The organism is Cryobacterium arcticum, assembly GCF_003185895.1.
Classification (GTDB): domain Bacteria; phylum Actinomycetota; class Actinomycetes; order Actinomycetales; family Microbacteriaceae; genus Cryobacterium; species Cryobacterium arcticum.
Window position 1 is genome coordinate 916,848 of the sequence record NZ_QHLY01000012.1, and the last position, 21,195, is coordinate 938,042.

Genomic DNA, 21,195 nt, shown 5'->3' on the forward strand with positions numbered 1-21,195 from the left:
ATTAGGTTACTACATGTTTTGAGTGCTCGCGAACCAAACGCTAGTCCTGGGCATCAATTTCCACCGCAGATTCGATTCCGGCGTCGCCGGTGGGCTCGGCAGCGGCACGCGCGCTGGCCAGCTCGATGGGGATCACCGGGCAGTCCTTCCACAGGCGTTCGAGTGAGTAGTAGACACGTTCTTCTTCATGGAAAACGTGCACGACGAGGTCACCGAAGTCCACCAGGACCCACCGGCCTTCGGCGCGGCCTTCGCGGCGCAGCGGCTTATGACCGGCCTCGATCAGCTTGTCTTCGATTTCGCCGGCGATGGCGACGACGTTGCGTTCGGAGCGTCCCGTGACAATGAGGAAGATGTCGGCCAACGGCAACGGGTTGGAGACGTCGATGGCAACGAGATCCTCCCCCGCTTTCGAGTCGGCGGCGGCGGCAGCCACCTTGAGGAGCTCGAGAGCGTGGGCAGAAGCGGTCATCGATTGAATCCCTGAGTTAGTAAAAGCGAAATGGATGGCATTAGTAGATGTTGAAGGCGTAACCGATGACGAACAGCGACAGAACGCCGATCGCCAGCACAGCAGCCGTGATGGCCAGCACTGTCGGCAGGGATGCGCCACGCTTTCGCGGCGGCGTCATCACGCCCCGGGTGGAGGTATGGGTGCTCACGGCGCGGCTGGCGCTCACCGGGGCCACATCGTTGTGGTGGCCGCCCTCGTCGAGTTGGTCCAGCATTCGGTCCATCTCCGAGGAATCGAAGAGGTTCGGAAGCTGGCCGGTCGCGCCGAGGCTGCGAGGAAGGTCGATGGAACCGGTGATCATGATCTCGCCGGTGCTGGTGATCGGGCCCGCGGTTCCCTGACGCGGGATGGCGGGGAGGATCAGTGCGTTCGTGGTGGTGGGAATTCCCCCGGCACCGACGCCTCGACCGACCAGGTCATCGAAGGTCTGGTCGTCACGACGACCGATCTGCTGGATGTGGCCATCGTCGTCGTTGTCCACTGACCAGTGCCCGAGGGGCGGGTTCAGACCTGTGGAGCCCGTGTCGACGGGGGCGGGTTCGGCTGCAGCCGCCTCGCCGGTGTTCGAGGCTCGAGGCGCCGGCGCGGCAGGCACGACCCCAGGAACAGACTGCCCGGCGGTGTCGTCGTTGGTCTCGTTCTCGCCCACACTGGCGGAAGCGGCGGCTTGCAGCGCGCGCAATTCCCGGCGGGTGAGGGTGCGACCGAGGTCGATGTCGGGATGCGGCTCCGGAATCGGCAGCGGGGCGGGCGGTGCCGCGCGCTGCGGTTGTGCCGCCCGAGGGGTCTCCGCGGCGCGCTGCGGCTCGGCGGGGCGCACGGGGACAGGCTCCGCCGTGCTCTCGACGATGGGCTTGGCTGTGCTCTCGGCGGGGCTCTCGGCGACCGGCGAGGTGTGCCGGGAGTGGTGGTGCTGCTCGTCAAGCGGAGCGGGAGCGGCGTCGGCGGCAGAAGCAGCATCGGCCGAGACCGGTTCCTGTTCCCGTGCCAACTCGCGCAACTGTCGTCGCGTCAGTGGCTGCGGGCTATTACCCAACGTCATGCCACACTCCGATACAGATGGTGCTTTGAGATGTACTGGACAACCCCGTCGGGAACCAAGTACCAGACCGGGAAACCCCGGTTCACACGTGCCCGGCAGTCGGTGGACGAAATGGCCAGAGCCGGAACCTCCAACAAGCTTACGTCCTGGTTAGGCAATCCTGAAATGCTCAGGTCGTGTCCCGGGCGACTCACAGCCACGAAGTGCGCCAGCTTCCAGAGCTCGGCCACGTCTTTCCAGCCGAGGATCTGGGTGATGGCATCGGCACCGGTGATGAAGAACAGCTCGGCATCCGGGCGCTCGGCGTGGAGGTCTCGCAGGGTGTCGATGGTGAAGGTGGGTCCGGTGCGGTCGATGTCGACCCGGCTCACGGTGAAACGCGGGTTGGAGGCGGTGGCGATCACGGTCATCAGATAGCGGTGCTCTGCGACGGTCACGCCGGCCTTCTGCCAGGGCTGGCCGGTCGGCACGAAGATGACCTCGTCGAGGTCGAAACTCTGCGCGACTTCGCTTGCCGCAACCAGGTGCCCGTGGTGAATGGGGTCGAAAGTGCCGCCCATCACGCCGATGCGGGGGTGGTGCCGAGTCACGGTCAGCCGAGTGTCAGTGGCCGCCGTGGCTGGCCGCGCCACCGTGGGCTGCGGCGTAGGCGTTCGCCTTGGCGCTGTGGCGGTTGGCCACATCCCGGAAGCTCCAGACGACGAAGCCCAGCGCGGCGAAGACGATCAGGGCGATCATTCCATAGGTCCAGGTGGGTATCGGCAGCTCGGTGTGCTCGACCTCGGCAAGGACAGCGGTCAGGAACAACATGGAATCTCCGTTCAGAAAAGGGGGCACAACACACGGCGCTTGCGGTACGCGCGGTGCCGCGACCAGTCTAGCGGGGGTCTTCTGACGATCCGGGGAGAACAGCGGCGCTCGGTCACCGAATCTGCCGGCTGACGAATCAGGCCCGGACCTGGCCGGTTCCGCGCACGATCCATTTGGTGCTGGTGAGCTCAGGCAGCCCCATCGGCCCCCTGGCGTGCAACTTCTGGGTGGAGATGCCGACCTCGGCGCCGAAGCCGAATTCGCCACCGTCGGTGAAGCGGGTGGAGGCGTTCACCATCACCGCCGCCGAGTCGACCTCGTTGAGGAATCGTTCGGCGTTGACGATGTCGTTGGTGATGATGGCTTCGGTATGGCCGGTGGAGTAGTGGCGGATGTGCGCGATGGCGTCGTCGAGATCCGTGACCACCCGCACGGCCAGGTCCAGGCTCATGTACTCGGTGGCCCAGTCCTCCTCGGTGGCCGGAACCGCCGCGGGGTAGATCTCCCGCACCGCGGCATCCCCGTGAATGGTCACGCCGGATTCCGCAAGCTTGGCCAGCACGCCGGGCAGAAGCCTGACGGCAGCGGCCTCGTGCACGAGGACGGTCTCGACGGCGTTGCACACGCTCGGACGCTGCACCTTGGCGTTGTGCACGATGTCGGAGGCCCAGGATGCGTTGGCGGAGTCGTCGAGGAAGATGTGCACCACCCCGGCACCGGTCTCGATCACCGGCACCTTCGATTCCGTGACCACGGCCTGGATCAGGCCGGCGCTGCCGCGTGGGATCAGCACATCGACGTGTCCGCGGGCCTGCATCAACTGGGTCGCACCCGCCCGGCCGAACGGATCGATGGTCTGCACGGACTCGGCCGGCAGTCCGGCAGCGACGAGTGCCCCCTGGATCAGCCCGACCAGCACCCGGTTGGAGTTTTCTGCCGCTGTGCCCCCGCGGAGAACGCTGGCGTTGCCGCTCTTGAGCGCAAGGGCTGCGATGTCGACGGTCACATTGGGCCGGGCTTCGTAGATCACGCCGACCACACCGAACGGCACCCGCACCTGGCTGATCTTGACGCCGTTGGGCAGGCTGCTCCCCCGCACGACCTGGCCGACGGGGTCGGTGAGCTGCTCGATGTCTTCCACGGCGTCGGCGAGCGAGCGGATGCGGGCCTCGTCGAGGGTCAGCCGGTCGAGCAATCCGGCGCTCAGGCCGGCGGCGCGGCCGGCGTCGAGGTCGAGCGTGTTCGCGGCGACGATCTCGGTCACATTGTCACGGAGCGCCTGGGCGATACCGCGCAGGGCGCTGTTCTTCACCTGGGTGGGAGCCGCCGCCAACGTCAGCGATGCGGTTCGGCTCGCGACCAACAGGTCGGTGAAGGCAGAGGCCTCGTCGACGCTCAGGCCACGCACTACCGGAGCGACCGGAACGGATCCCTCTACCCGGGCTGCAGGACGCGTGGAGGCGGAAAGAGTCTCTGACATTTCCCTAGTTTAGGGCAGAACGGACCGCTCGGGCCGGGGCGGCCGGCTCGAACCAGGTGCCGACGTGGTCGCCCCTGAGTGCTTCGGCGACGAGGGCCGTCGAGGTCACCAGCACGGCCGTTCCGGCCTCAGCGGCGATGCGAGCGGCCGAGACCTTGGTACCGGCGCCCCCGGTTCCCACGCCCGAGAGGGAGGAGCCGAATTCGACCCCGGGCAGGGTGTCACCGAAGCTGACCTGATCGATGGGTTCTGCTCCCGGCAGGTGCGGCGGCTTCGTGTACAGGGCGTCCACGTCGCTGAGCAGCACCAGCAGGTCGGCCTTGACCAGGGTGGCGACCAGGGCGGCGAGCCTGTCGTTGTCACCGAATCGGATCTCGTGCGTGGCGACGGTGTCGTTCTCGTTCACGATCGGCAGGATGCGCAGCCCCAGCAGGCGTTCCATGGCGCGTTGCGCATTGCTGCGGGGTGACGCGTTGTCCAGGTCACCGGCGGTCAGGAGCACCTGGCCAGCGATGATGTCGTACCGGTCGAGGCTGTCCTGGTAGCGGAAGATCAACAGGTTCTGGCCGACGGAGGCTGCAGCCTGCTGGGTGGCCAGGTCGGTGGGGCGCTCGTCGAGCTGCAGGTAGGGCATGCCGGTGGCGATGGCGCCGGAGGACACCAGCACCACCTCGGCACCGCGACCGTGTGCGGAGGCAAGCGCGTCGACGAGCGGAGCGATCTGGCCCACGTTCGCCCCGCTGATCGACGACGACCCCACCTTGACCACGATGCGGGCCGCCGTGGCGACGCCACTGCGATCCAGCGGGCGCCTTCCCCCGTCGCTCACTCGGAGTCGCCCTCCTTGGCCCGGCGACGGGCGGCGTTGTTCTCCGTGACTTCGCCTTCACCGGCGTTGTACTCTTCTTCGCCGGTCGACCACATGCCGGCCTCGCGTTCGCGGATGAGCTCGGCCCGCGCGGCGGACTTGGCGTCCATGCGCTTGAGGTATTCCTCGCGACGCTCGTTGCTGGTGCGGCGTTTGGAGTCATCCATCCGGCTGTCGGTGCCACGCGGGGCGGTGATCAGCTCTGCCGTGGAGGTGAGGGTGGGCTCCCAGTCGAAGATCATGCCGTCGCCCGGGCCGATCACGACTGTCGAACCGGCGACAGCGCCGGCCTTGAACAGTTCGTCTTCGGTACCGAGCTTCGCCAACCGGTCGGCGAGGAAGCCGACGGCCTCGTCGTTCTTGAAGTCGGTCTGCTGCACCCAACGCTCGGGCTTGGCGCCGAGGATGCGGAAGATGTTCCCGAACGAGCCACCCTCGACGCGCACGATGAAGCCGCTGTCGTCGACGGGCTTGGGGCGGATGACGATGCGCGGCTTGAGCGCAGCGGCCTCGGCACTGGAGATCCGGCCGGCTTCGACGGTCTCGGCGAGAGCGAAGTTCAGCTGGCGCAGGCCCTCGTGGCTCACCGTGGAGATCTCGAAGACCCGGTAACCGCGTTCCTCGAGGTCGGCCTTGACGAAGGCGGCGAGCTCGCGACCCTCCGGCACGTCGATCTTGTTCAGGGCGATCAGCTGCGGGCGCTCGAGCAGCGGAGTCTGACCCTCCGGCACCGGGTAGGCAGCGAGTTCGCCCAGGATGATGTCGAGGTCGCTGAGCGGATCACGGCCAGGGTCGAGGGTGGCGCAGTCGAGCACGTGCAGCAGGGCGGTGCAGCGTTCGACGTGACGCAGGAACTCGAGGCCGAGGCCCTTGCCCTCGCTGGCGCCTTCGATCAGGCCGGGAACGTCGGCGACCGTGTAGCGCACCTCTCCGGCGTCGACGACACCGAGGTTGGGCTGCAGGGTGGTGAAGGGGTAGTCGGCGATCTTGGGCCTGGCCGCGGAAATGGCGGCGATCAGGCTGGACTTTCCGGCCGACGGGTACCCGACCAGGGCGACATCCGCCACGGTCTTCAGCTCGAGGTAGACGTCACCCTCGTAGCCGTAGGTGCCGAGCAGGGCGAAGCCGGGGGCCTTGCGCTTGGTCGAGGCGAGGGCTGCGTTGCCGAGTCCGCCCTGGCCGCCGGGTGCCACGACGATGCGGTAGCCGGGCTCAGTCATGTCGGCGAGCTCGTTGCCTTCGGCGTCCTTGACGACGGTGCCGAGCGGGACCGACAGCTCGATGACGTCGCTGCCGTAGCCGTTGCGGTGGTCACCCATACCGGGTCCGCCGTTGGCGGAACTGCGGTGGGGAGAGCGGTGGTACGCGAGCAGCGTGGTCACCTGCGGGTCGGCGACGAGCACGATGTCGCCACCGTTTCCACCGTTTCCGCCATCGGGTCCGGCGAGAGGTTTGAACTTCTCGCGCTTGACCGAGACACAACCGTTTCCTCCGTTGCCCGCTCGCAGATGCAGCGTGACTTGGTCAACGAACGTGGCCATGGAATGCCCCTTTCAGGTGGCGAGAAAAAAACATGAGGACGAGCCGAAGCCCGCCCTCATGCTGAAAAGCTGTGGTGATGCCTAAGCGGCAGCTACCACGATGTTGACGACCTTGCGGCCACCCTTTGCACCGAACTCAACCGAGCCGGCCTCGAGGGCGAAGAGGGTGTCGTCGCCGCCACGGCCGACGTTCACGCCGGGGTGGAAGTGGGTGCCGCGCTGACGGACGATGATCTCGCCCGCGCCGACAACCTGACCGCCGAAGCGCTTCACGCCGAGGCGCTGAGCGTTGGAGTCACGACCGTTGCGAGTGGAACTCGCACCTTTTTTGTGTGCCATTAGTTATTCTCCTCGGGCCTAGGCGATGCCGGTGACCTGAACGCGAGTGAGCTCCTGACGGTGCCCCTGACGCTTCTTGTAACCGGTCTTGTTCTTGAACTTCTGGATGACGATCTTCGGGCCGCGGAGGTCGTTGAGGACCTCGGCAGTGACCTTGACCTTGGCCAGTGACGAAGAGTCGGAGGTGATCTTGTCGCCGTCGACGAGAAGCACGGCGGCCAGCTCGACGTTGCCGTCCTTGTCAGCCTTGATTCGGTCCATCGTGACGATGGTCCCGACCTCTACCTTCTCCTGCCGCCCACCGGCGCGCACAACTGCGTAAACCACTTTACGTACCTATCTCTGGGGAACCCCGGGGGCTCCGATTCCTATGATGGAAAGTTACCGAGTGCAAATGGGCCAAGTCGGACCATCTCACTTCAGAAAACCTTGGGCGTTACGTGGACATAGCCCTACGCACACCAACACTGAACTTTAGCTGGTTCCGCTGCCCCGGTCAAACCAACTTCGTACCGCGTGTCGCGACCTGCCTGCACACGGCAGAACCGACCACTCGATAAGTGTACTCGCGTCGCCCCGGAGTTCCCGGAGGACACTCCAGACTGCCAGGCGTTCCTGAAGTCTCTACACTCGCAGAATGGGCATTCTGATCGACCAGCCGGCCTGGCCGGCCCACGGCACCCTCTGGTCCCACGTTGTCAGCGATTCGTCGATCGAGGAGCTGCACGCCTTCGCTGCCGCGCAGGGCCTTCCGCCCCGCAGCTTCGACCTCGACCACTACGACGCACCCCAGGCACGCTACGACGACCTGGTCGCGGCCGGTGCAGAGCCGGTCGACTTCCGCGGGCTGGTGACCCGGCTGCGCGCCAGCGGACTGCGCATCACCGCCAGGGAGCGCCGCTCCCGCCGCCACGACGTCGACTAACTCTTCGGCTCCCACCGTCACCAGGTGGCGTCGATGCCGACGATGCTGCGGGTGATGCCGCCCGTGGCCAGATCGACGAAGACCGTCGTCGCGGTTGTCGCCTGCGGTTCGACCGGGTAGCCGTCCGAGACCTGCGTGTTCCTGTTCGGCACCGTCTGCACGGCCAGGTACTGGTCATTGGGCGAGATCCCGAACCCGACGATGGTCTCGTTCGCCAGCACCGGCTCGTAGACCAACCTGCTGCTCTCGGCTCCCGGAGCCCCGGTCACCAGGGTCAGGTATTGCCGCACCCGCCCGCTCGACTGATCGAATTCGGCCACCCGCTGCACGTAGCCCTCTCCCCCGGTGAGGAAGCGCAGTTCGGCGGTGTACGGCGTCGTCCCGGCTACGGTCTGCGGCACGATGGCCTCTTCGGTGCCGCGGGACAGGTCGAGCACGTACTGGCTGGCCTGATCGGAGACGGCGATCCGGAGCCCGTCGGGGGCGAAGGCGGTGAGGTTGGGGAACTGCCCGATCGGGATGGGCTCTGCGCGACCGGTCGGGTCGATCAGCAGCAGGGTGGTGTCGAAGAGTTGCACCACGATCTCGGCCCGGCGAGCCATGAAGCCCCAGCTGATCGCCTGCACCGGTTGGCCGTCGAGACCGGCGACCGTATCGACGGTGCCGCGGGTGAGGTCGAGCAGGAACAGGGTGTTGTCGTAGACCTCCCCGGTCGCGCCGGGCAGGCTGCTGAACCGGAACCCGATCGTGGAAGACACCGTGGAGGCCTGCAGCTCCCGCACCGTGCCGGTACCGGGCAGCGTGAGTTCGGCGGCGACGCCGTCCGCTCCGACGAGGCTGAGCCGGTTGGAGAGGTCGTCGGCGAGGGTGACGACCACGAGTTCATCGCCGATCGGCACGAACGCCTGGATGTACGGCGCCGAGAAGACGGTATCGGTCTCTGCGTCGCCGATAGCGGTTCGGATCACCCGGTCCGGTTGTTTGGTGGTCTCGCCCGGAAGGGCCGGCGACCGGTTGAGCAGGAACAGGGGCGCTTCATCGGTGTGGAAGGACGCCGACAGCTCTGACACCCGGTCGTCGAACGGGCCGGTGACCCCGGCCACATCGACGGTGTATGCGGTGTCGTACGCCAGTGGCTGCGAGAAGACGATCACGATGGTGTCATTCACGGTCTGCACCTGCACCGGGCTGGGCGGATTGATCTGCACCTGGTCGGCGTCGACCTCCGCAAGTTGCTGGTTGGTCTCCAGCACCAGCCGCTGATTCGCCTGGCTGACCACGGCGGTGGTGTCGACGGTGGAGCCGGTGAGCCGGGGACCGTTCAGCACGTTGACGGCCACCAGGCCCAGGCAGAGCAGGAGCAGGCCGACCAGCAGGGCGGCGAGGGTGCGGCGGAAGCGCCGGTCGGTGGTCTCCGGGCCGGCGGGCGCACCGGAGCGCTGGTCTGTGGAAGAGCCCCAGTCAGTAGACATACGGATCGCTCGGCTGGTCGACGGATTCGATGGTGCTGGGCTGCACGGCAAGCGTGTTCGTGGAGGTGGCGCTCGGGTTGGCCGCGAAGAAGCCCGTCACTTCGACCCAGTCGTCGGTGTTGTAGCTGTTGCTCCAGCCCGGCTGATACACGGGAAGCCCGATGGGTTGCGCGTCGACGGCGCAACAGGTGACGACGAACCGCGCGACGTAGAAGACGTTCTCAGGGTCGCTGGCATCGGGCAACACGAAGCCGGTCACCCTGGCGGTCTTGTCGGTGTAGAGCGCCGGGTCATCTGACTGTGCCAGCAGCGACACCCATTCCTTGACGCTGAGGCGCTCATAGTCACCGGTGCCCACCAGGGTGGCGGCCTGGTCGGCCGCTTCAGCGGTGTCGAGGCCACCGGAGTTGACCTCGCGCTGCGTCGCGGTCGCGCTGGTCAGAGTGGCGGGAGGCACCATCAGCACGGCCACCGCCGCGACCGTGAGCAACACGGCGCTGCCGACGAGGGCGAGCGTGTTCCGGCGCGGTGACCGGGACTGGCCGGTGGCGGGTGCGGGCACCACGAAGGATGCGACCACGAAGACCAGGCCGAGGGCGGCCATCACCAGAGTGAAGCCGAAGTAGCGGGGGTGGATGTACAGGCCCAGTTGGCCGGTCACGCCGAGCCAGACCGTCGCGACCACGACCACGAGGCTCAGCCCGATGCCGCGCCAGCGTTCGGCCAGGCGGCCGGACCAGTCGGGCGCGTGGCGCCGGGTGCGGTTGTCGGTGCGCTGTTTCGGGCTGCCGGTCCCGGCATCAGCCGACATAGTTCACCAGCAATCCGGCCGCTGCGCTCATCAGCGCCACAAGCGCTGTGATCTGAACGAGGGTTCTCGTGGTGAAGGTCGTGCGCATCAGCGCCAACATCTTGACGTCGATCATGGCTCCGAAGGTGAGGAAGGCGGCGATGCCGCCGGGCATGAAGGTGCTGCCGAACGACAGCACGAAAAAGGCATCCACGTTGGAACAGACCGCGACAATGAAAGCGAGTGCCATCATCGCCAGCACCGACCAGACCGGGTTGCTGCCCAGTGCGAGCAGCACCGACCTGGGCACGAAGACCTGGGTGAGTGCGGCCAGGAGCGATCCCACGAAGAGCGCAGGCATGATGACCGCGGTCTCCCGGGCGAAGAGGTCGACCGATTTCTGCATCCGTCCGGCTGCGGGCGGGTGCGGGTGGTCATGCTCGTGACCGTCCTGCTCTGGCCGGGCGCAGGATGCAGCGAAGTCGGGGGTGAGGAGACTGTCGGGATCGGGGTGCCGACTGTACAGCCAGCCGATCACGTTCGCGATCACGAAGCCCGCCACGATCCGGGTGACCAGGATGCCGTCGTCGAACCCGAAGGCATGGTGGGTGGTGATGATCGTGATCGGGTTGAGAATGGGCGCGGCCAACAGGAAGGTGATCGACTCCGGCACGGTGAATCCGCCGACCATGAATCCTCTGGCCAGGGGCACGTTGCCGCATTCGCAGACGGGAAAGAACATGCCCAGCAGCGAGATCGATGCGCGCCTGAGCAGCGGTTGGCGCGGCAGGAACCTGGTCAGGAACCCGTGCGGCAGCCAGACCTGCACCACCGTGGACAGCAGAATGCCGAGGAAGACGAACGGTGCCGATTCGATGATCACGCTGAGCGCGAGCGTCACGGTGTCCTGGGCGCGATCCGGCAAGCCCCAGCCGGCGAAGGCCGGGCTCAATGCCCGCACCAGGAAGGCCAGCGCGACAAGCACCACTCCGAGGATCAGGCCGGTGGGCACGCGCCGCACCGTCCCCCGATCCCTGTGCATCCGTCAACCCTAACCGAGTCGGGCGAACGCACCGTACGCCGCGACCAGACCCATACCGCCGGCGGCATGCATCGCCGCGGGCACGAAGAAAGCGGTGCCGCCCTCTCGGGCTGCACCGCTTTCTTTTGCCGTGACCGGCCTGTTGGCCGACGCCGGACGACTCAGGACCGCTGTTAGCGGGCGTCCTCCGTGGGGATCACGATCGGCTGCACAGAGGCGGTGGGTCCACCGGCTGTGGTGACCCGACGGCTGCGCGAGCGGCCCTGGCCGGGCTGCTTGGGCTCCGGCAGCGAGTCCAGCACGGAGTCGAGCAGCTGGTCGGTGACCTGCTTGCTGACCGGGCGCCGGTTACGCGGCGACTTCGTCACCGGGATGTCCAGGATGGCGACACCTTCGGACTCGACAGAGCCGCCCTCGACGGAGTCACGCGGCGCCGGTTCGGCCTGCACCGAGTCGGACTGCGCCCGCCCGGAGCGCACCGGAGGCAGCAGGTCGTCCAGGCTGACGGACGCCTGGGCATCGGCGGCTGGCGAGCTCTCCGCTGCGGACTGACCGCCGCGTACACCGGATCGGCCGCGGCCGCCTCGTGAGCTAGAACGCGAACCCGAATCGGACCCGCTCTGGTTGTGCGCCGCGTCGGTGTTCGTGGCGTCGATGTTCGCGGGCGCGCTGTGTGCCGGCGAGGTCTCGGCCGGCACGGTGTTCGCCTGGTCTGTGCTCGCCTGGTCGGTGCTCGGCGCATCGACGGTCGCGTCGACAGCCGGAGCATCCGTCTCGGCCGGCGTGATCACGGGGATCGAGCCGGTGAGCGACCGTGAGATGGTGCGGGCAGCGATCAGCGCGAGGGCGTGCTTGGCGTCCTCGGTGATGCCGTGCGTGCCGTGGCCGGTCTTGGCGGCGTCGGACTGCGCGGCGGCGGAGCCCGCCGATCCGTGAGACGAACCCTGGCCGGTCGAACCGTTGCGGGAGCCGTTGTGGCTGCCGTCGTGGCCGTTCGCGGGGCCGTTGCCGGCAGACTTGCTGCGCGGGCGACGTTCCTGCGGCGGCTGCGCGGTCTGACGGTGCTTCACCACGGGGTCGTGGTGGATGACGATTCCACGCCCGGCGCATGCTTCGCAGTTCTCGCTGAAGGACTCGAGCAGCCCCAGGCCCAGCTTCTTCCGGGTCATCTGCACGAGTCCGAGCGAGGTCACCTCGGCCACCTGGTGCTTGGTGCGGTCGCGGCTGAGGCACTCGACGAGGCGCCGGAGCACCAGGTCGCGGTTGGACTCGAGCACCATGTCGATGAAGTCGACCACGATGATGCCGCCGATGTCGCGCAGGCGCAGCTGACGCACGATCTCGTCGGCCGCCTCGAGGTTGTTCTTGGTGACGGTCTCTTCCAGGTTGCCGCCTGAACCGACGAACTTGCCGGTGTTGACGTCGACCACGGTCATGGCCTCGGTGCGGTCGATCACGAGCGAACCGCCGGACGGCAGCCAGACCTTGCGGTCCAACGCCTTCTCGATCTGTTCGGAGATGCGGTACTCGTCGAACGCGTCGCGTTCACCGTCGTAGCGCTGCACGCGTTCGACCAGGTCGGGCGCGACCTGGCGCAGGTAGGACTCGATGACCTCCTGGGCGTCGTCACCGGAGATGACCATCTTGTGGAAATCCTCGTTGAAGACGTCGCGCACGATCTTGATCAGCAGGTCCGGTTCGCTGTGCAGCAGGGCCGGTCCTGAGACCGTCTCGACCTGCTTGGCGATGGATGCCCACTGCGCGGTCAGGCGGTTGACGTCGAGGGTGAGCTGTTCGTCGGTGGCGCCTTCGGCGGCGGTGCGCACGATGACGCCGACGTTGTCGGGCAGCACCTCTTTGAGGATCTTCTTCAGCCGGGCCCGCTCGGTGTCGGGGAGCTTGCGGCTGATCCCGTTCATCGAGCCGTTGGGCACGTAGACGAGGTAGCGGCCGGGCAGCGAGACCTGGCTGGTGAGGCGGGCACCCTTGTGACCGATCGGGTCCTTGGTGACCTGCACGAGCACCTTGTCGCCCGGCTTGAGGGCCAGCTCGATACGGCGGGTCTGGGCATTGCCCGGGGAGTTGACCGCGGCGGCGTCCCAGTCCACCTCACCGGAGTACAGCACGGCGTTGCGGCCGCGTCCGATGTCGACGAACGCGGCTTCCATGCTGGGCAGCACGTTCTGCACCCGGCCGAGGTAAACGTTGCCGATGAGGGACGCGTCCTGGTTCTTGGCGACGTAGTGCTCAACGAGCACGCCGTCTTCAAGAACGCCGATCTGGATCTTGTTGTGCTTGGCCCGCACGACCATGGCGCGGTCGACCGACTCGCGGCGGGCGAGGAACTCGGCCTCGGTGATGACGGGCCGGCGGCGGCCGGCGTCGCGGCCGTCGCGGCGGCGCTGCTTCTTCGCTTCGAGGCGGGTCGACCCCTTGATGCGCTGCGGCTCGGTGATGAGCTCGGGTTCGCGGGTGGTGCGCACCCGCACGACCGTGTTGGCCGGGTCGTCGCTGCGGCCCTCTTCACCCGTGCGGCGGCGAGCACGGCGACGGACCGTCGATGCCTCTTCTGAGTCGTCGTCCTCGTCGTCGAGCTGACGTGCTCCGGATCGCACCGGTGCGGGCAGAATCGCCGGCGCCTGGAAAATCAGGGATGTCGTCGGGCGGCGGACCACCTCGACGGACTCATCGAACGGGGTCGGCAGCGCCGGGAAGGCGACCGGCTGGTCGACGGCGTCAGCGGCCAGCGCCTGGGTGTCGATCAGCGTGGGAGCACTGGGCTCCTCGATGACCGGTTCCGGACTGATCGGTTCAGCTTGTCGTGCCGGTGCTGCCCTTCTGGTTGTTTTGCGAGTGCCGAACAGGCCCTTGCGCTTCTTGTTTTCGTTGTCTTCCACCATCACTGGTGCGCTCCTTGACCGCTGTGGGTGACCGCGCCACCCACCCGGCTACTCTCTCGTGCGACGCTTTCGCTTGCGCGAAAACCCCGCGAATCCTTTTTGCGTTCCGCAACCGGCTCTTGGCTCTGGTTGCTAATACCTTTGGTCTAGGACCAATGAATCTGGGCGAATGCCGCCCATTAAGCCTTATGGCATCGGTTTGAGCGCGGCTCAAACGACTTCTTCGATTATCGCACGCATTCCCAGGGACGCGTGCGCGACACATGACATAATCCTCGAGTGCCACAGACAGCGTCAAAAAAGCCTCCCATCGGCCTTGCAATCTTCCTGATCATCGCCGGAGCGATCGGCTTCGCGGCCGCTTTCGCACTCACGCTGGACAAGTTCACGATGCTGGCGGATCCCACCGCTCAGCTGTCCTGCAACTTCAGCGTGCTGGTCGGGTGCAGCACCAACCTGGGGTCCTGGCAGGGCGCCGTGTTCGGCTTTCCGAACCCGCTGATCGGGGTGGCGGCCTGGAGCGTCGTGATCACCATCGGGGTCGCCATCCTCTCCGGCGCATCCTTCAAGCGCTGGTTCTGGCTCGGGCTGAACCTCGGCGTCACCGGCGCACTGGTCTTCGTGATCTGGCTCATGGGCCAGAGCTTCTTCGTGCTCGACGTTCTCTGCCCGTGGTGCATGGTCACCTGGACTGTCACCATCCCGACGTTTTTGGCCGTGACCCTGTACAACCTCAAGACGGGCAACATTCCCGTTCCGGCACGTGTCCGGCGCGCGGCGGCTGGCGCATATTCCTGGATCTTCGTGATCACCATCGTCTGCTACCTCATCGCGGCCGTGATCGCCCAGCTCCAGATGGACTTCCTCCACCGCCTCTGACACCCGCGAAACGTGAGAAAAGCCCCGAAAACGGAACGTTTTCGGGGCTTTTCTCACGGCTCGCGTGGTGGAGCTGGAGGCTTAGGCGAACCAGAGTGCCAGTTCACGGGCGGCGGACTCGGGCGAGTCAGAGCCGTGCACCAGGTTCTGCTGCACCTTCAGGCCCCAGTCCCGGCCCAGGTCACCGCGGATGGTTCCGGGTGCTGCGGTGGTGGGGTCTGTGGTTCCGGCCAGGGCGCGGAAACCCTCGATCACGCGGTCACCGGCCACTCGGAGGGCCAGGATCTGGCCGCTTTCCATGAATTCGACGAGCGGTTCGAAGAACGGCTTGCCGGCGTGCTCCGCGTAGTGCTCAGCGAGCAGCGAACGCTCGGCCTGCACGAGCTTGATGTCGACCAGGGAATATCCCTTGGCCTCGATCCGGCGGAGGATCTCGCCGGAGAGGTTGCGGGCGACGCCGTCGGGCTTGACCAATACGAGTGTTTCCTGAACCTGAGTCATGTGTTCTCCTTCTGCTGTCTGTCTATTTTTGCGCCGTTGATCATGCAGTACACCCACATGCCGGCGAATAACGCCCCAACAACGAACATCGCCGGGTTGAGGAACCCGGTGGCGACGATGATGACCTGGATGGCCCAGCCGATGCCGTAGGCCCAGTTGTACCGTAGCAACCCGAGAGTGGCGACCATGATCAGGCAGAGCAGAGCTCCTCCGCCCAGGGTCACCCAGGCCGGCAGATCACTGAGACCGAAGATGACCAGCGTCGCCAGGAACACCACGATCAGCTCGAAGCCGAGCACGATCGAGGCGAGCGAGCGGCGGACGGATCCGCTTCTCACGGTGTCATCCAGTCCCCCGCGTCGGCCAACGCAACGGCGTCGCCGACGAGGGTGATCGATCCGGCGACCAGGACGGCGCGCTTGGGTTCGTCCTGGGCCCAGCCGCGGGCGGCATCGAGGGCCTGGGCGAGGTCGCCGAAGCGGTAGGTGTCGGCGTCGCCGACGTGTTCGGCGACGAGGTCAGCGAGGTCGTCGACCGGGATGGCGCGCTCTGAGTGCGACTGGGTGACGTGGAACCGGGTGGCGACGGGCCGGAGCGCTTCGATGATGCCGGCGGCGTCCTTGTCGGCGAGGATGCCGATGACCACGGCGATCTCATCGAAGTCGAAGTAGCTCTGCAGCGCGGCGGTGAGTGCGAGGGCACCGTGCGGGTTGTGCGCCGCGTCGACCAGCACGGTGGGCTCGATGCCGACCAACTGCAGGCGTCCGGGCGAGGTCGCGGTGGCGAGGCCCTCCACCAGGATGTCGTCGACGAGGGCTTGGCTGCCCGCGCCGAGGAACGATTCGACGGCGGCTATCGCCACGGCGGCGTTCTGCGCCTGGTGGGTGCCGTAGAGCGGCAGGAACAGTTCGGAATAGGTGCCGGCGATGCCGCGCACCGAAATGAGCTGGCCGCCCACCGCCACCTGGCTGGCGAGCAGGGCGAACTGTTCACCCTCCCCCACCAGGGTCGATTCGGTGAGCTCGGCGGCGCGATCGAGCTCGGCTCTGGCCTCCGGCACCTGCAGGGCGGTGACGACAGCCGCGGCCGGCTTGATGATCCCGGACTTCGTGCGCGCGATCTCGGCGATGGTGTTACCGAGGCGCTTGGTGTGGTCGAGGGCGATCGGGGTGAACACCGCGACCTGGCCGTCGGCCACATTGGTGGAGTCCCATTCTCCGCCCATGCCCACTTCGAGCACGACCACGTCGACCGGCGCATCCGCGAAGCAGGCGAAGGCGAGCACCGTCAGGGCCTCGAAGAAGGTGAGCGGTTCATCGTTCGCCGCGGTGAGCTCGGTGTCGACCATGTCGAGATAGGGCTGGATGTCGGCCCAATTCGCCGCCAGGGCCTCGTCGCTGATCGGCTGGCCGTCGATCACGATGCGCTCGTTGAGCCGCACCAGGTGCGGGCTGACCAGCAGGCCGGTGCGCAGGCCGTACGCCCGGAGGATGCTCTCGATGATGCGGCTGGTGCTGGTCTTACCGTTCGTGCCGGTCACATGGATGATCGGGTAGGAATTCTGCGGGTCGCCGAGCAGCTCGACCGCGCGCCGGGTGGGCTGCAAGCGCGGTTGCGGTGCGCTTTCGCCCACCCGTTCGAGCAGGGCGGCCAGAACGGCGTCACCGGCATCGCGGAATTCGTCGGGGTAATAGTCGTCAGACATTGATGGTTCCTTTGTCGCGGGCGACGGCAACGATCACCGGGGCGGAGTTCGCGTAGTGGTTGGCCTCGAAGCGCACATAGTGCTCGACGGGGGTTCCGGTCAGGCGGGGCAGCCACTCGGCCGGCGTGCCGGCGGCGAGCACGGCCCCGTCGACCGACGAGGAGGCGTGCGTATGGAAACGGGTGGCCAGGGTTTCTGCGGCGACATCGACGGCTGCGCCGATGGCGAAGGTCGCAGCATCCGCCTCGTCGAAGAAGACCAGGTCGAGCCGGATGCGGTCGCTGACCTCGAAACCGGCGGACTTGCGGGTGTCCTGCACGGCCCGGATGAGGTCGCGGGCCAGGCCCTCGGCTTCGAGCTCCGGCGTGGTCGTGGTCTCCAGCAGCACGAAGCCGCCGCCGGGAAGCAGCGCCAGGGCGGAGGTGTTCAACACCGATTCGGCGTCTGCGGCCGTTGACGCGGCCTGCAGCTCCAGGTCGTACTCCCCCGCCACCAGCGCGATGCCGCCTGCGGTGACGACGCCGTCGGTCTCGGACCAGTCGCCCGTGCGGGCCGCCTTGATGACCTGCTGTACCTGCTTGCCCAGTCGCGGGCCGGCCGCCCGCGCGTTCACGGTGAGCTTGGAGGTGATGCCGTAGCTCTCGGCGCTGCCCTCCGTCAGTTCGACCAGGCTGACCGCCTTCACGTTGAGCTCGTCGCGCAGGATGCCCTCGAAGCCGGCCAGGGCGGCGGTGTTCGTGGTGACCACGGTGAGGTTCGACAACGGCAGGCGCACCCGCAGGCCCGCCTTCTTGCGGAGTGACAGCACGGTAGAGCTGATCAGCCGCACCTGGTCCATCGCGGTGACCAGGCCCGGGTCTGCGGGAAAGGCCGACGCGTCGGGCCAGTCGGTCAGGTGCACGCTGCGACCGCCCGTGAGGCCCTGCCAGATGCGCTCCGAGACCAGCGGCAACAGCGGCGCCGCCACCCTGGTGAGCGTTTCGAGCACGGTGTACAGGGTGTCGAACGCTTCGGAGCCGGTGCCGTCGGCGGCCACCCCGCCCCAGAACCGGTCCCGCGACCGCCGCACGTACCAATTGGTGAGCACGTCGGCGAAGTCACGCAGGCGCGACGCGGCGACGGTGCTGTCGAGGCGTTCCAGGTCGCCGGTGACACCCTCGATCAGGTCTCGGGTCTTCGCCAGCAGGTACCGGTCGAGCACATCGGTGGAGTCGGTGCGCCAGGTGGCGGTGTACTCCGACGCGTTGGCGTAGAGCGAGAAGAAGTACCACGTGCTCCAGAGCGGCAGCAGCATCTGCCTGGTGCCCTCGCGGATGCCTTCCTCGGTCACGATCAGGTTGCCGCCGCGCAGCACGGAGGAGCTCATCAGGAACCAGCGCATGGCGTCGGAGCCGTCGCGGTCGAAGACCTCGTTCACGTTGGGGTAGTTGCGCAGCGACTTGCTCATCTTCTGGCCGTCGCTGCCGAGCACGATGCCGTGGCTGACCACGTTCTTGAAGGCGGGCCGGTCGAACAGCGCCGTGGAGAGCACGTGCAGCAGGTAGAACCAGCCGCGGGTCTGACCGATGTACTCCACGATGAAGTCGGCGGGATTGTGCGAGTCGAACCATTCCCGGTTCTCGAACGGGTAGTGCACCTGGGCGAACGGCATCGAGCCGGAGTCGAACCAGACGTCAAGCACATCCTCGATGCGCCGCATGGTCGACTGGCCGGTGGGGTCGTCGGGGTTGGGCCGGGTGAGGGCGTCGATGTACGGGCGGTGCAGATCGGTGGGGCGCACGCCGAAGTCGGCTTCGAGTTCGTCGAGCGACCCGTAGACGTCGATGCGCGGGTAGGCGGGGTTGTCGCTCTTCCAGACCGGGATCGGGGATCCCCAGTACCGGTTGCGGCTGATCGACCAGTCGCGGGCGTTGCCGATCCACTTGCCGAACTGGCCGTCCTTGACGTTCTCCGGCACCCAGTTGACCTCCTGGTTGAGGTCGACCATACGATCGCGGAAGTCGGTGACACGTACGAACCAGCTCGACACGGCCTTGTAGATCAGCGGGTTGCGGCAGCGCCAGCAGTGCGGGTAGGAGTGCTCGTAGCTGGCCTGGCGGAGCAGCCTGCCCTGGCCCTTGATCAGCTGGGTGAGCGGCTTGTTCGCGTCGCTCCAGAGCTGGCCGGCCACCTCGGCGACCTCCGGCAGGAACTTGCCGCCGTCGTCGAGGGAGAGGATGACCGGGATCCCGTAGGCCTGGCAGACCGTCTGGTCCTCCTCGCCGTAGGCGGGGGCCTGGTGCACGATGCCGGTGCCGTCACTGGTGGTGACGTAGTCGGCGACCACGAAGCGCCAGGCGTTCTGGGTGCCCCATTCGCTCTCGTCGGCGTAGTAGTCGAACAGGCGGTCGTACGAGACCCCTTCGAGGTCCCGGCCGGTCACGGTGCGACTGATCGCGGCCGTCGCGTCGGCGGCGCTCTCGTAGCCGAGATCCTTGGCGTAGCTGCCGACGAGGTCGATCGCGAGCAGGTACTCGGCTCCGAGCACCTCTGTGCCTGCTCCTGGTGTGCTGCCGGCCTGCTCCCGCAGCACCTCGGCATCCGGCGTGCCCTTGGGGCCGGCGGGGACGACCGCGTAGACGATGTCGGGCCCGACCGCGAGGGCCAGGTTGGTCGGCAGGGTCCACGGCGTGGTGGTCCACGCGAGGGCCCGCACCGCGGTGAGGCCGAGGGTCTCGGCCTTGGCGCCGACCAGCGGGAACGTCACCGTGACGGTCTGGTCCTGACGCATCTTGTAGACGTCGTCGTCCATGCGCAGCTCGTGGTTGGACAGCGGGGTCTGGTCGCGCCAGCAGTACGGCAGCACCCGGTAGCCCTCATAGGCGAGGCCCTTGGTGTGCAACTCCTTGAACGCCCAGATCACCGATTCCATGAAGGTGATGTCGAGGGTCTTGTAGTCGTTCTCGAAGTCGACCCAGCGGGCCTGGCGGGTGACGTACTGCTCCCAGTCCTTGGTGTACTCGAGCACCGATTCGCGGGCGACGGCGTTGAACGCGGCCAGGCCCATTTCTTCGATCTGGCTCTTGTCGGTGATGCCGAGCTTGCGTTCGGCCTCGAGTTCGGCGGGCAGGCCGTGGGTGTCCCAGCCGAACCGGCGGTGCACCTGCTTGCCGCGCATGGTCTGGAACCGGGGAAAGAGGTCCTTGGCATAGCCGGTCAGCAGGTGGCCGTAGTGCGGCAGGCCGTTGGCGAACGGGGGGCCGTCGTAGAAGACCCACTCCGGGGCACCCTCGCGGTTGTCGATCGAGGCCTGGAACGTGCCGTCCTTCTCCCAGAAGGCGAGTACATCGGTCTCGATCTGCGGAAAGTTCGGCGACGGTACAACGGCGCCGGCAGCATCGGGGGCCTGGCCGGCCGGGGTCTCTTCGGGCGTTTGCGGGTACGTCATGGTTCTCCTGGACGAGGCGGATGTAGTGCTGCTGGCCTGTTCCACGAGGACGCCCGTCCCGGGGGACGTGGCGCGGTACCACCTCGCTTGCCGTTCCCAACAAGGCGAACGACCGCTCAAACTAAGGCTGTGACGGGCCCGACCCGTTCGGCTCTACTGGCTGCGGACGGGCTGGCCCGTCCGACGCGTTCTTCCGAAGACTCCCCGGTGATGGCCGGATCACTGTCATGCGATTCTGATCACCAAAAAACAGTGACACCCAATACTACCGGTTCACCGGGCAGGTCGCAGGGCTGACTATCGCGGGTCGAGCACCGGGCGAAAACCCGAACAGACCGGGCTGATCGCCAGGTCGACGTAGGGGGCCAGGTCTCCGCGATGAACACCGGCGGCGGCCCACTCCGCGGCGGCAGCGGCGGCGGCAGCCACCACGGCGGAGGAGAACGCCCGCCCGGCCAGGTCACGGTCGGCGGCGAACCCCGGCCGGGCGGCGACGAACTCCGCCACCCGGCCGGTCACGACCAGAAACCGGGCGAGGGCGGATGATTCCAGCTCACCCTCCGTGGCCATCACCTCGTACTGCGTGACCGCCCACGGCACCCGGCCGGGGCCGAACCCGGCGGCGAGCGTGAGCAGGGCGTGCCTGACCGCCACGGTGACGGGTTCGGCGCGGTCGCACTGCGCGAGCGCCGCCGGCAGGGCAGCGAGCCCGGCGTCGACATCCACCCAGAGCAGGTCGCTCTTGGTGGCGAAGTAATTGAAGAAGGTGGTCCGGCTCACCCCGGCACGCCGCGTGATGTCGCCGATGGTGGTGCCGGCGTAGGTCTGCTCGAGGAACAGCTCACTCGCCGCTTCCTCGAGCATCGCTCGGGAAGATTGCCGGGGCCGGCCGGTCGTGCGGGAAAACGACATGGGTCTCCGGTGTTCTACGATAGACGGTAGGTGCTGTTTCTGTACCGA

At 67.1% G+C, this 21,195-nt stretch carries 20 protein-coding genes; 2 read left to right on the forward strand and 18 right to left on the reverse strand.

Annotated elements, in window-relative coordinates:
• Nucleotides 1–40: 40 nt before the first annotated feature.
• The 9 genes from rsfS to rplU form a co-directional block, all read right to left on the reverse strand.
• Nucleotides 41–472, reverse strand: coding sequence for a ribosome silencing factor (rsfS, locus tag CTB96_RS13960; protein WP_110127461.1), 432 nt, complete (start codon nucleotides 470–472; stop codon nucleotides 41–43).
• Nucleotides 473–512: 40 nt separating this feature from the next.
• Nucleotides 513–1,556 (reverse strand): hypothetical protein, encoded by a 1,044-nt coding sequence (locus CTB96_RS13965; RefSeq protein WP_146215822.1) that lies wholly within the window; start codon nucleotides 1,554–1,556, stop codon nucleotides 513–515.
• On the reverse strand, nucleotides 1,553–2,152 hold the full coding sequence (nadD, locus tag CTB96_RS13970) for a nicotinate-nucleotide adenylyltransferase (protein WP_110128494.1): 600 nt from the start codon (nucleotides 2,150–2,152) through the stop codon (nucleotides 1,553–1,555). The genes CTB96_RS13965 and nadD overlap by 4 nt, the downstream gene beginning before the upstream one ends.
• Before the next feature lie 7 nt (nucleotides 2,153–2,159).
• On the reverse strand, nucleotides 2,160–2,366 hold the full coding sequence (locus tag CTB96_RS13975) for a hypothetical protein (protein WP_110127463.1): 207 nt from the start codon (nucleotides 2,364–2,366) through the stop codon (nucleotides 2,160–2,162).
• 136 nt (nucleotides 2,367–2,502) lie between these two features.
• The gene (locus CTB96_RS13980) at nucleotides 2,503–3,846 is read right to left on the reverse strand and encodes a glutamate-5-semialdehyde dehydrogenase (RefSeq protein WP_110127464.1); all 1,344 of its coding nucleotides are present in this window, start codon (nucleotides 3,844–3,846) and stop codon (nucleotides 2,503–2,505) included.
• 4 nt (nucleotides 3,847–3,850) lie between these two features.
• Complete coding sequence (gene proB / locus CTB96_RS13985; RefSeq protein ID WP_110128495.1) at nucleotides 3,851–4,651, reverse strand: glutamate 5-kinase; 801 nt, start codon at nucleotides 4,649–4,651, stop codon at nucleotides 3,851–3,853.
• A 20-nt stretch (nucleotides 4,652–4,671) separates the two neighbouring features.
• Nucleotides 4,672–6,255 (reverse strand): GTPase ObgE, encoded by a 1,584-nt coding sequence (obgE, locus tag CTB96_RS13990; protein WP_110127465.1) that lies wholly within the window; start codon nucleotides 6,253–6,255, stop codon nucleotides 4,672–4,674.
• Between the two features lie 81 nt (nucleotides 6,256–6,336).
• Nucleotides 6,337–6,594 carry a 50S ribosomal protein L27 gene (rpmA, locus tag CTB96_RS13995; RefSeq protein WP_066595878.1) on the reverse strand — a complete coding sequence of 86 codons (258 nt, stop codon included), beginning with the start codon at nucleotides 6,592–6,594 and terminating at the stop codon, nucleotides 6,337–6,339.
• Between the two features lie 18 nt (nucleotides 6,595–6,612).
• Nucleotides 6,613–6,921, reverse strand: a complete 309-nt coding sequence (rplU, locus tag CTB96_RS14000; protein WP_110127466.1) for a 50S ribosomal protein L21 — start codon at nucleotides 6,919–6,921, stop codon at nucleotides 6,613–6,615.
• A 310-nt stretch (nucleotides 6,922–7,231) separates the two neighbouring features.
• Here rplU and CTB96_RS14005 point away from each other — a divergent pair, with 310 nt between their 5' ends.
• Nucleotides 7,232–7,519 (forward strand): DUF4031 domain-containing protein, encoded by a 288-nt coding sequence (locus CTB96_RS14005; RefSeq protein ID WP_110127467.1) that lies wholly within the window; start codon nucleotides 7,232–7,234, stop codon nucleotides 7,517–7,519.
• Between the two features lie 17 nt (nucleotides 7,520–7,536).
• Here the strand turns inward: CTB96_RS14005 and CTB96_RS14010 are convergent, their stop codons facing one another.
• From CTB96_RS14010 to CTB96_RS14025, 4 genes are all read right to left on the reverse strand, one after another.
• Complete coding sequence (locus CTB96_RS14010) at nucleotides 7,537–8,991, reverse strand: hypothetical protein (protein WP_110127468.1); 1,455 nt, start codon at nucleotides 8,989–8,991, stop codon at nucleotides 7,537–7,539.
• Nucleotides 8,981–9,802: a TIGR03943 family putative permease subunit gene (locus tag CTB96_RS14015; RefSeq protein WP_110127469.1), complete on the reverse strand. Its 822-nt coding sequence runs from the start codon at nucleotides 9,800–9,802 to the stop codon at nucleotides 8,981–8,983. The genes CTB96_RS14010 and CTB96_RS14015 overlap by 11 nt, the downstream gene beginning before the upstream one ends.
• The gene (locus CTB96_RS14020; protein ID WP_110127470.1) at nucleotides 9,792–10,823 is read right to left on the reverse strand and encodes a permease; all 1,032 of its coding nucleotides are present in this window, start codon (nucleotides 10,821–10,823) and stop codon (nucleotides 9,792–9,794) included. The genes CTB96_RS14015 and CTB96_RS14020 overlap by 11 nt, the downstream gene beginning before the upstream one ends.
• Before the next feature lie 173 nt (nucleotides 10,824–10,996).
• Nucleotides 10,997–13,723, reverse strand: coding sequence for an Rne/Rng family ribonuclease (locus CTB96_RS14025; RefSeq protein ID WP_110127471.1), 2,727 nt, complete (start codon nucleotides 13,721–13,723; stop codon nucleotides 10,997–10,999).
• 279 nt (nucleotides 13,724–14,002) lie between these two features.
• On the opposite strand from CTB96_RS14025, the gene CTB96_RS14030 reads away from it, so the two are divergent.
• The gene (locus CTB96_RS14030) at nucleotides 14,003–14,602 is read left to right on the forward strand and encodes a vitamin K epoxide reductase family protein (RefSeq protein WP_110127472.1); all 600 of its coding nucleotides are present in this window, start codon (nucleotides 14,003–14,005) and stop codon (nucleotides 14,600–14,602) included.
• Between the two features lie 81 nt (nucleotides 14,603–14,683).
• Here the strand turns inward: CTB96_RS14030 and ndk are convergent, their stop codons facing one another.
• The 5 genes from ndk to CTB96_RS14055 form a co-directional block, all read right to left on the reverse strand.
• Entirely contained in the window at nucleotides 14,684–15,103 is a 420-nt protein-coding gene (ndk, locus tag CTB96_RS14035; RefSeq protein WP_110127473.1) for a nucleoside-diphosphate kinase, read from the reverse strand.
• On the reverse strand, nucleotides 15,100–15,441 hold the full coding sequence (locus CTB96_RS14040) for a DUF4233 domain-containing protein (protein ID WP_181397263.1): 342 nt from the start codon (nucleotides 15,439–15,441) through the stop codon (nucleotides 15,100–15,102). The genes ndk and CTB96_RS14040 overlap by 4 nt, the downstream gene beginning before the upstream one ends.
• Nucleotides 15,438–16,808 carry a bifunctional folylpolyglutamate synthase/dihydrofolate synthase gene (locus tag CTB96_RS14045; RefSeq protein ID WP_110127475.1) on the reverse strand — a complete coding sequence of 457 codons (1,371 nt, stop codon included), beginning with the start codon at nucleotides 16,806–16,808 and terminating at the stop codon, nucleotides 15,438–15,440. Before CTB96_RS14045 ends, CTB96_RS14040 begins: the two co-directional genes overlap by 4 nt.
• Nucleotides 16,801–20,235 (reverse strand): isoleucine--tRNA ligase, encoded by a 3,435-nt coding sequence (gene ileS, locus CTB96_RS14050; protein WP_110127476.1) that lies wholly within the window; start codon nucleotides 20,233–20,235, stop codon nucleotides 16,801–16,803. The genes CTB96_RS14045 and ileS overlap by 8 nt, the downstream gene beginning before the upstream one ends.
• Before the next feature lie 297 nt (nucleotides 20,236–20,532).
• Nucleotides 20,533–21,099: a TetR/AcrR family transcriptional regulator gene (locus CTB96_RS14055; RefSeq protein WP_248283380.1), complete on the reverse strand. Its 567-nt coding sequence runs from the start codon at nucleotides 21,097–21,099 to the stop codon at nucleotides 20,533–20,535.
• Nucleotides 21,100–21,195 lie beyond the last annotated feature (96 nt).

Bases quoted from the DNA above. Each gene is read 5' to 3' on its own strand.
- rsfS (WP_110127461.1), bottom strand. From the start codon at position 472: ATGACCGCTTCTGCCCACGCTCTCGAGCTCCTCAAGGTGGCTGCCGCC.
- CTB96_RS13965 (WP_146215822.1), bottom strand. From the start codon at position 1,556: ATGACGTTGGGTAATAGCCCGCAGCCACTGACGCGACGACAGTTGCGC.
- CTB96_RS13975 (WP_110127463.1), bottom strand. From the start codon at position 2,366: ATGTTGTTCCTGACCGCTGTCCTTGCCGAGGTCGAGCACACCGAGCTG.
- CTB96_RS13980 (WP_110127464.1), bottom strand. From the start codon at position 3,846: ATGTCAGAGACTCTTTCCGCCTCCACGCGTCCTGCAGCCCGGGTAGAG.
- obgE (WP_110127465.1), bottom strand. From the start codon at position 6,255: ATGGCCACGTTCGTTGACCAAGTCACGCTGCATCTGCGAGCGGGCAAC.
- rpmA (WP_066595878.1), bottom strand. From the start codon at position 6,594: ATGGCACACAAAAAAGGTGCGAGTTCCACTCGCAACGGTCGTGACTCC.
- CTB96_RS14005 (WP_110127467.1), top strand. From the start codon at position 7,232: ATGGGCATTCTGATCGACCAGCCGGCCTGGCCGGCCCACGGCACCCTC.
- CTB96_RS14010 (WP_110127468.1), bottom strand. From the start codon at position 8,991: ATGTCTACTGACTGGGGCTCTTCCACAGACCAGCGCTCCGGTGCGCCC.
- CTB96_RS14015 (WP_110127469.1), bottom strand. From the start codon at position 9,802: ATGTCGGCTGATGCCGGGACCGGCAGCCCGAAACAGCGCACCGACAAC.
- CTB96_RS14020 (WP_110127470.1), bottom strand. From the start codon at position 10,823: ATGCACAGGGATCGGGGGACGGTGCGGCGCGTGCCCACCGGCCTGATC.
- CTB96_RS14025 (WP_110127471.1), bottom strand. From the start codon at position 13,723: ATGGTGGAAGACAACGAAAACAAGAAGCGCAAGGGCCTGTTCGGCACT.
- ndk (WP_110127473.1), bottom strand. From the start codon at position 15,103: ATGACTCAGGTTCAGGAAACACTCGTATTGGTCAAGCCCGACGGCGTC.
- CTB96_RS14045 (WP_110127475.1), bottom strand. From the start codon at position 16,808: ATGTCTGACGACTATTACCCCGACGAATTCCGCGATGCCGGTGACGCC.
- ileS (WP_110127476.1), bottom strand. From the start codon at position 20,235: ATGACGTACCCGCAAACGCCCGAAGAGACCCCGGCCGGCCAGGCCCCC.
- CTB96_RS14055 (WP_248283380.1), bottom strand. From the start codon at position 21,099: ATGCTCGAGGAAGCGGCGAGTGAGCTGTTCCTCGAGCAGACCTACGCC.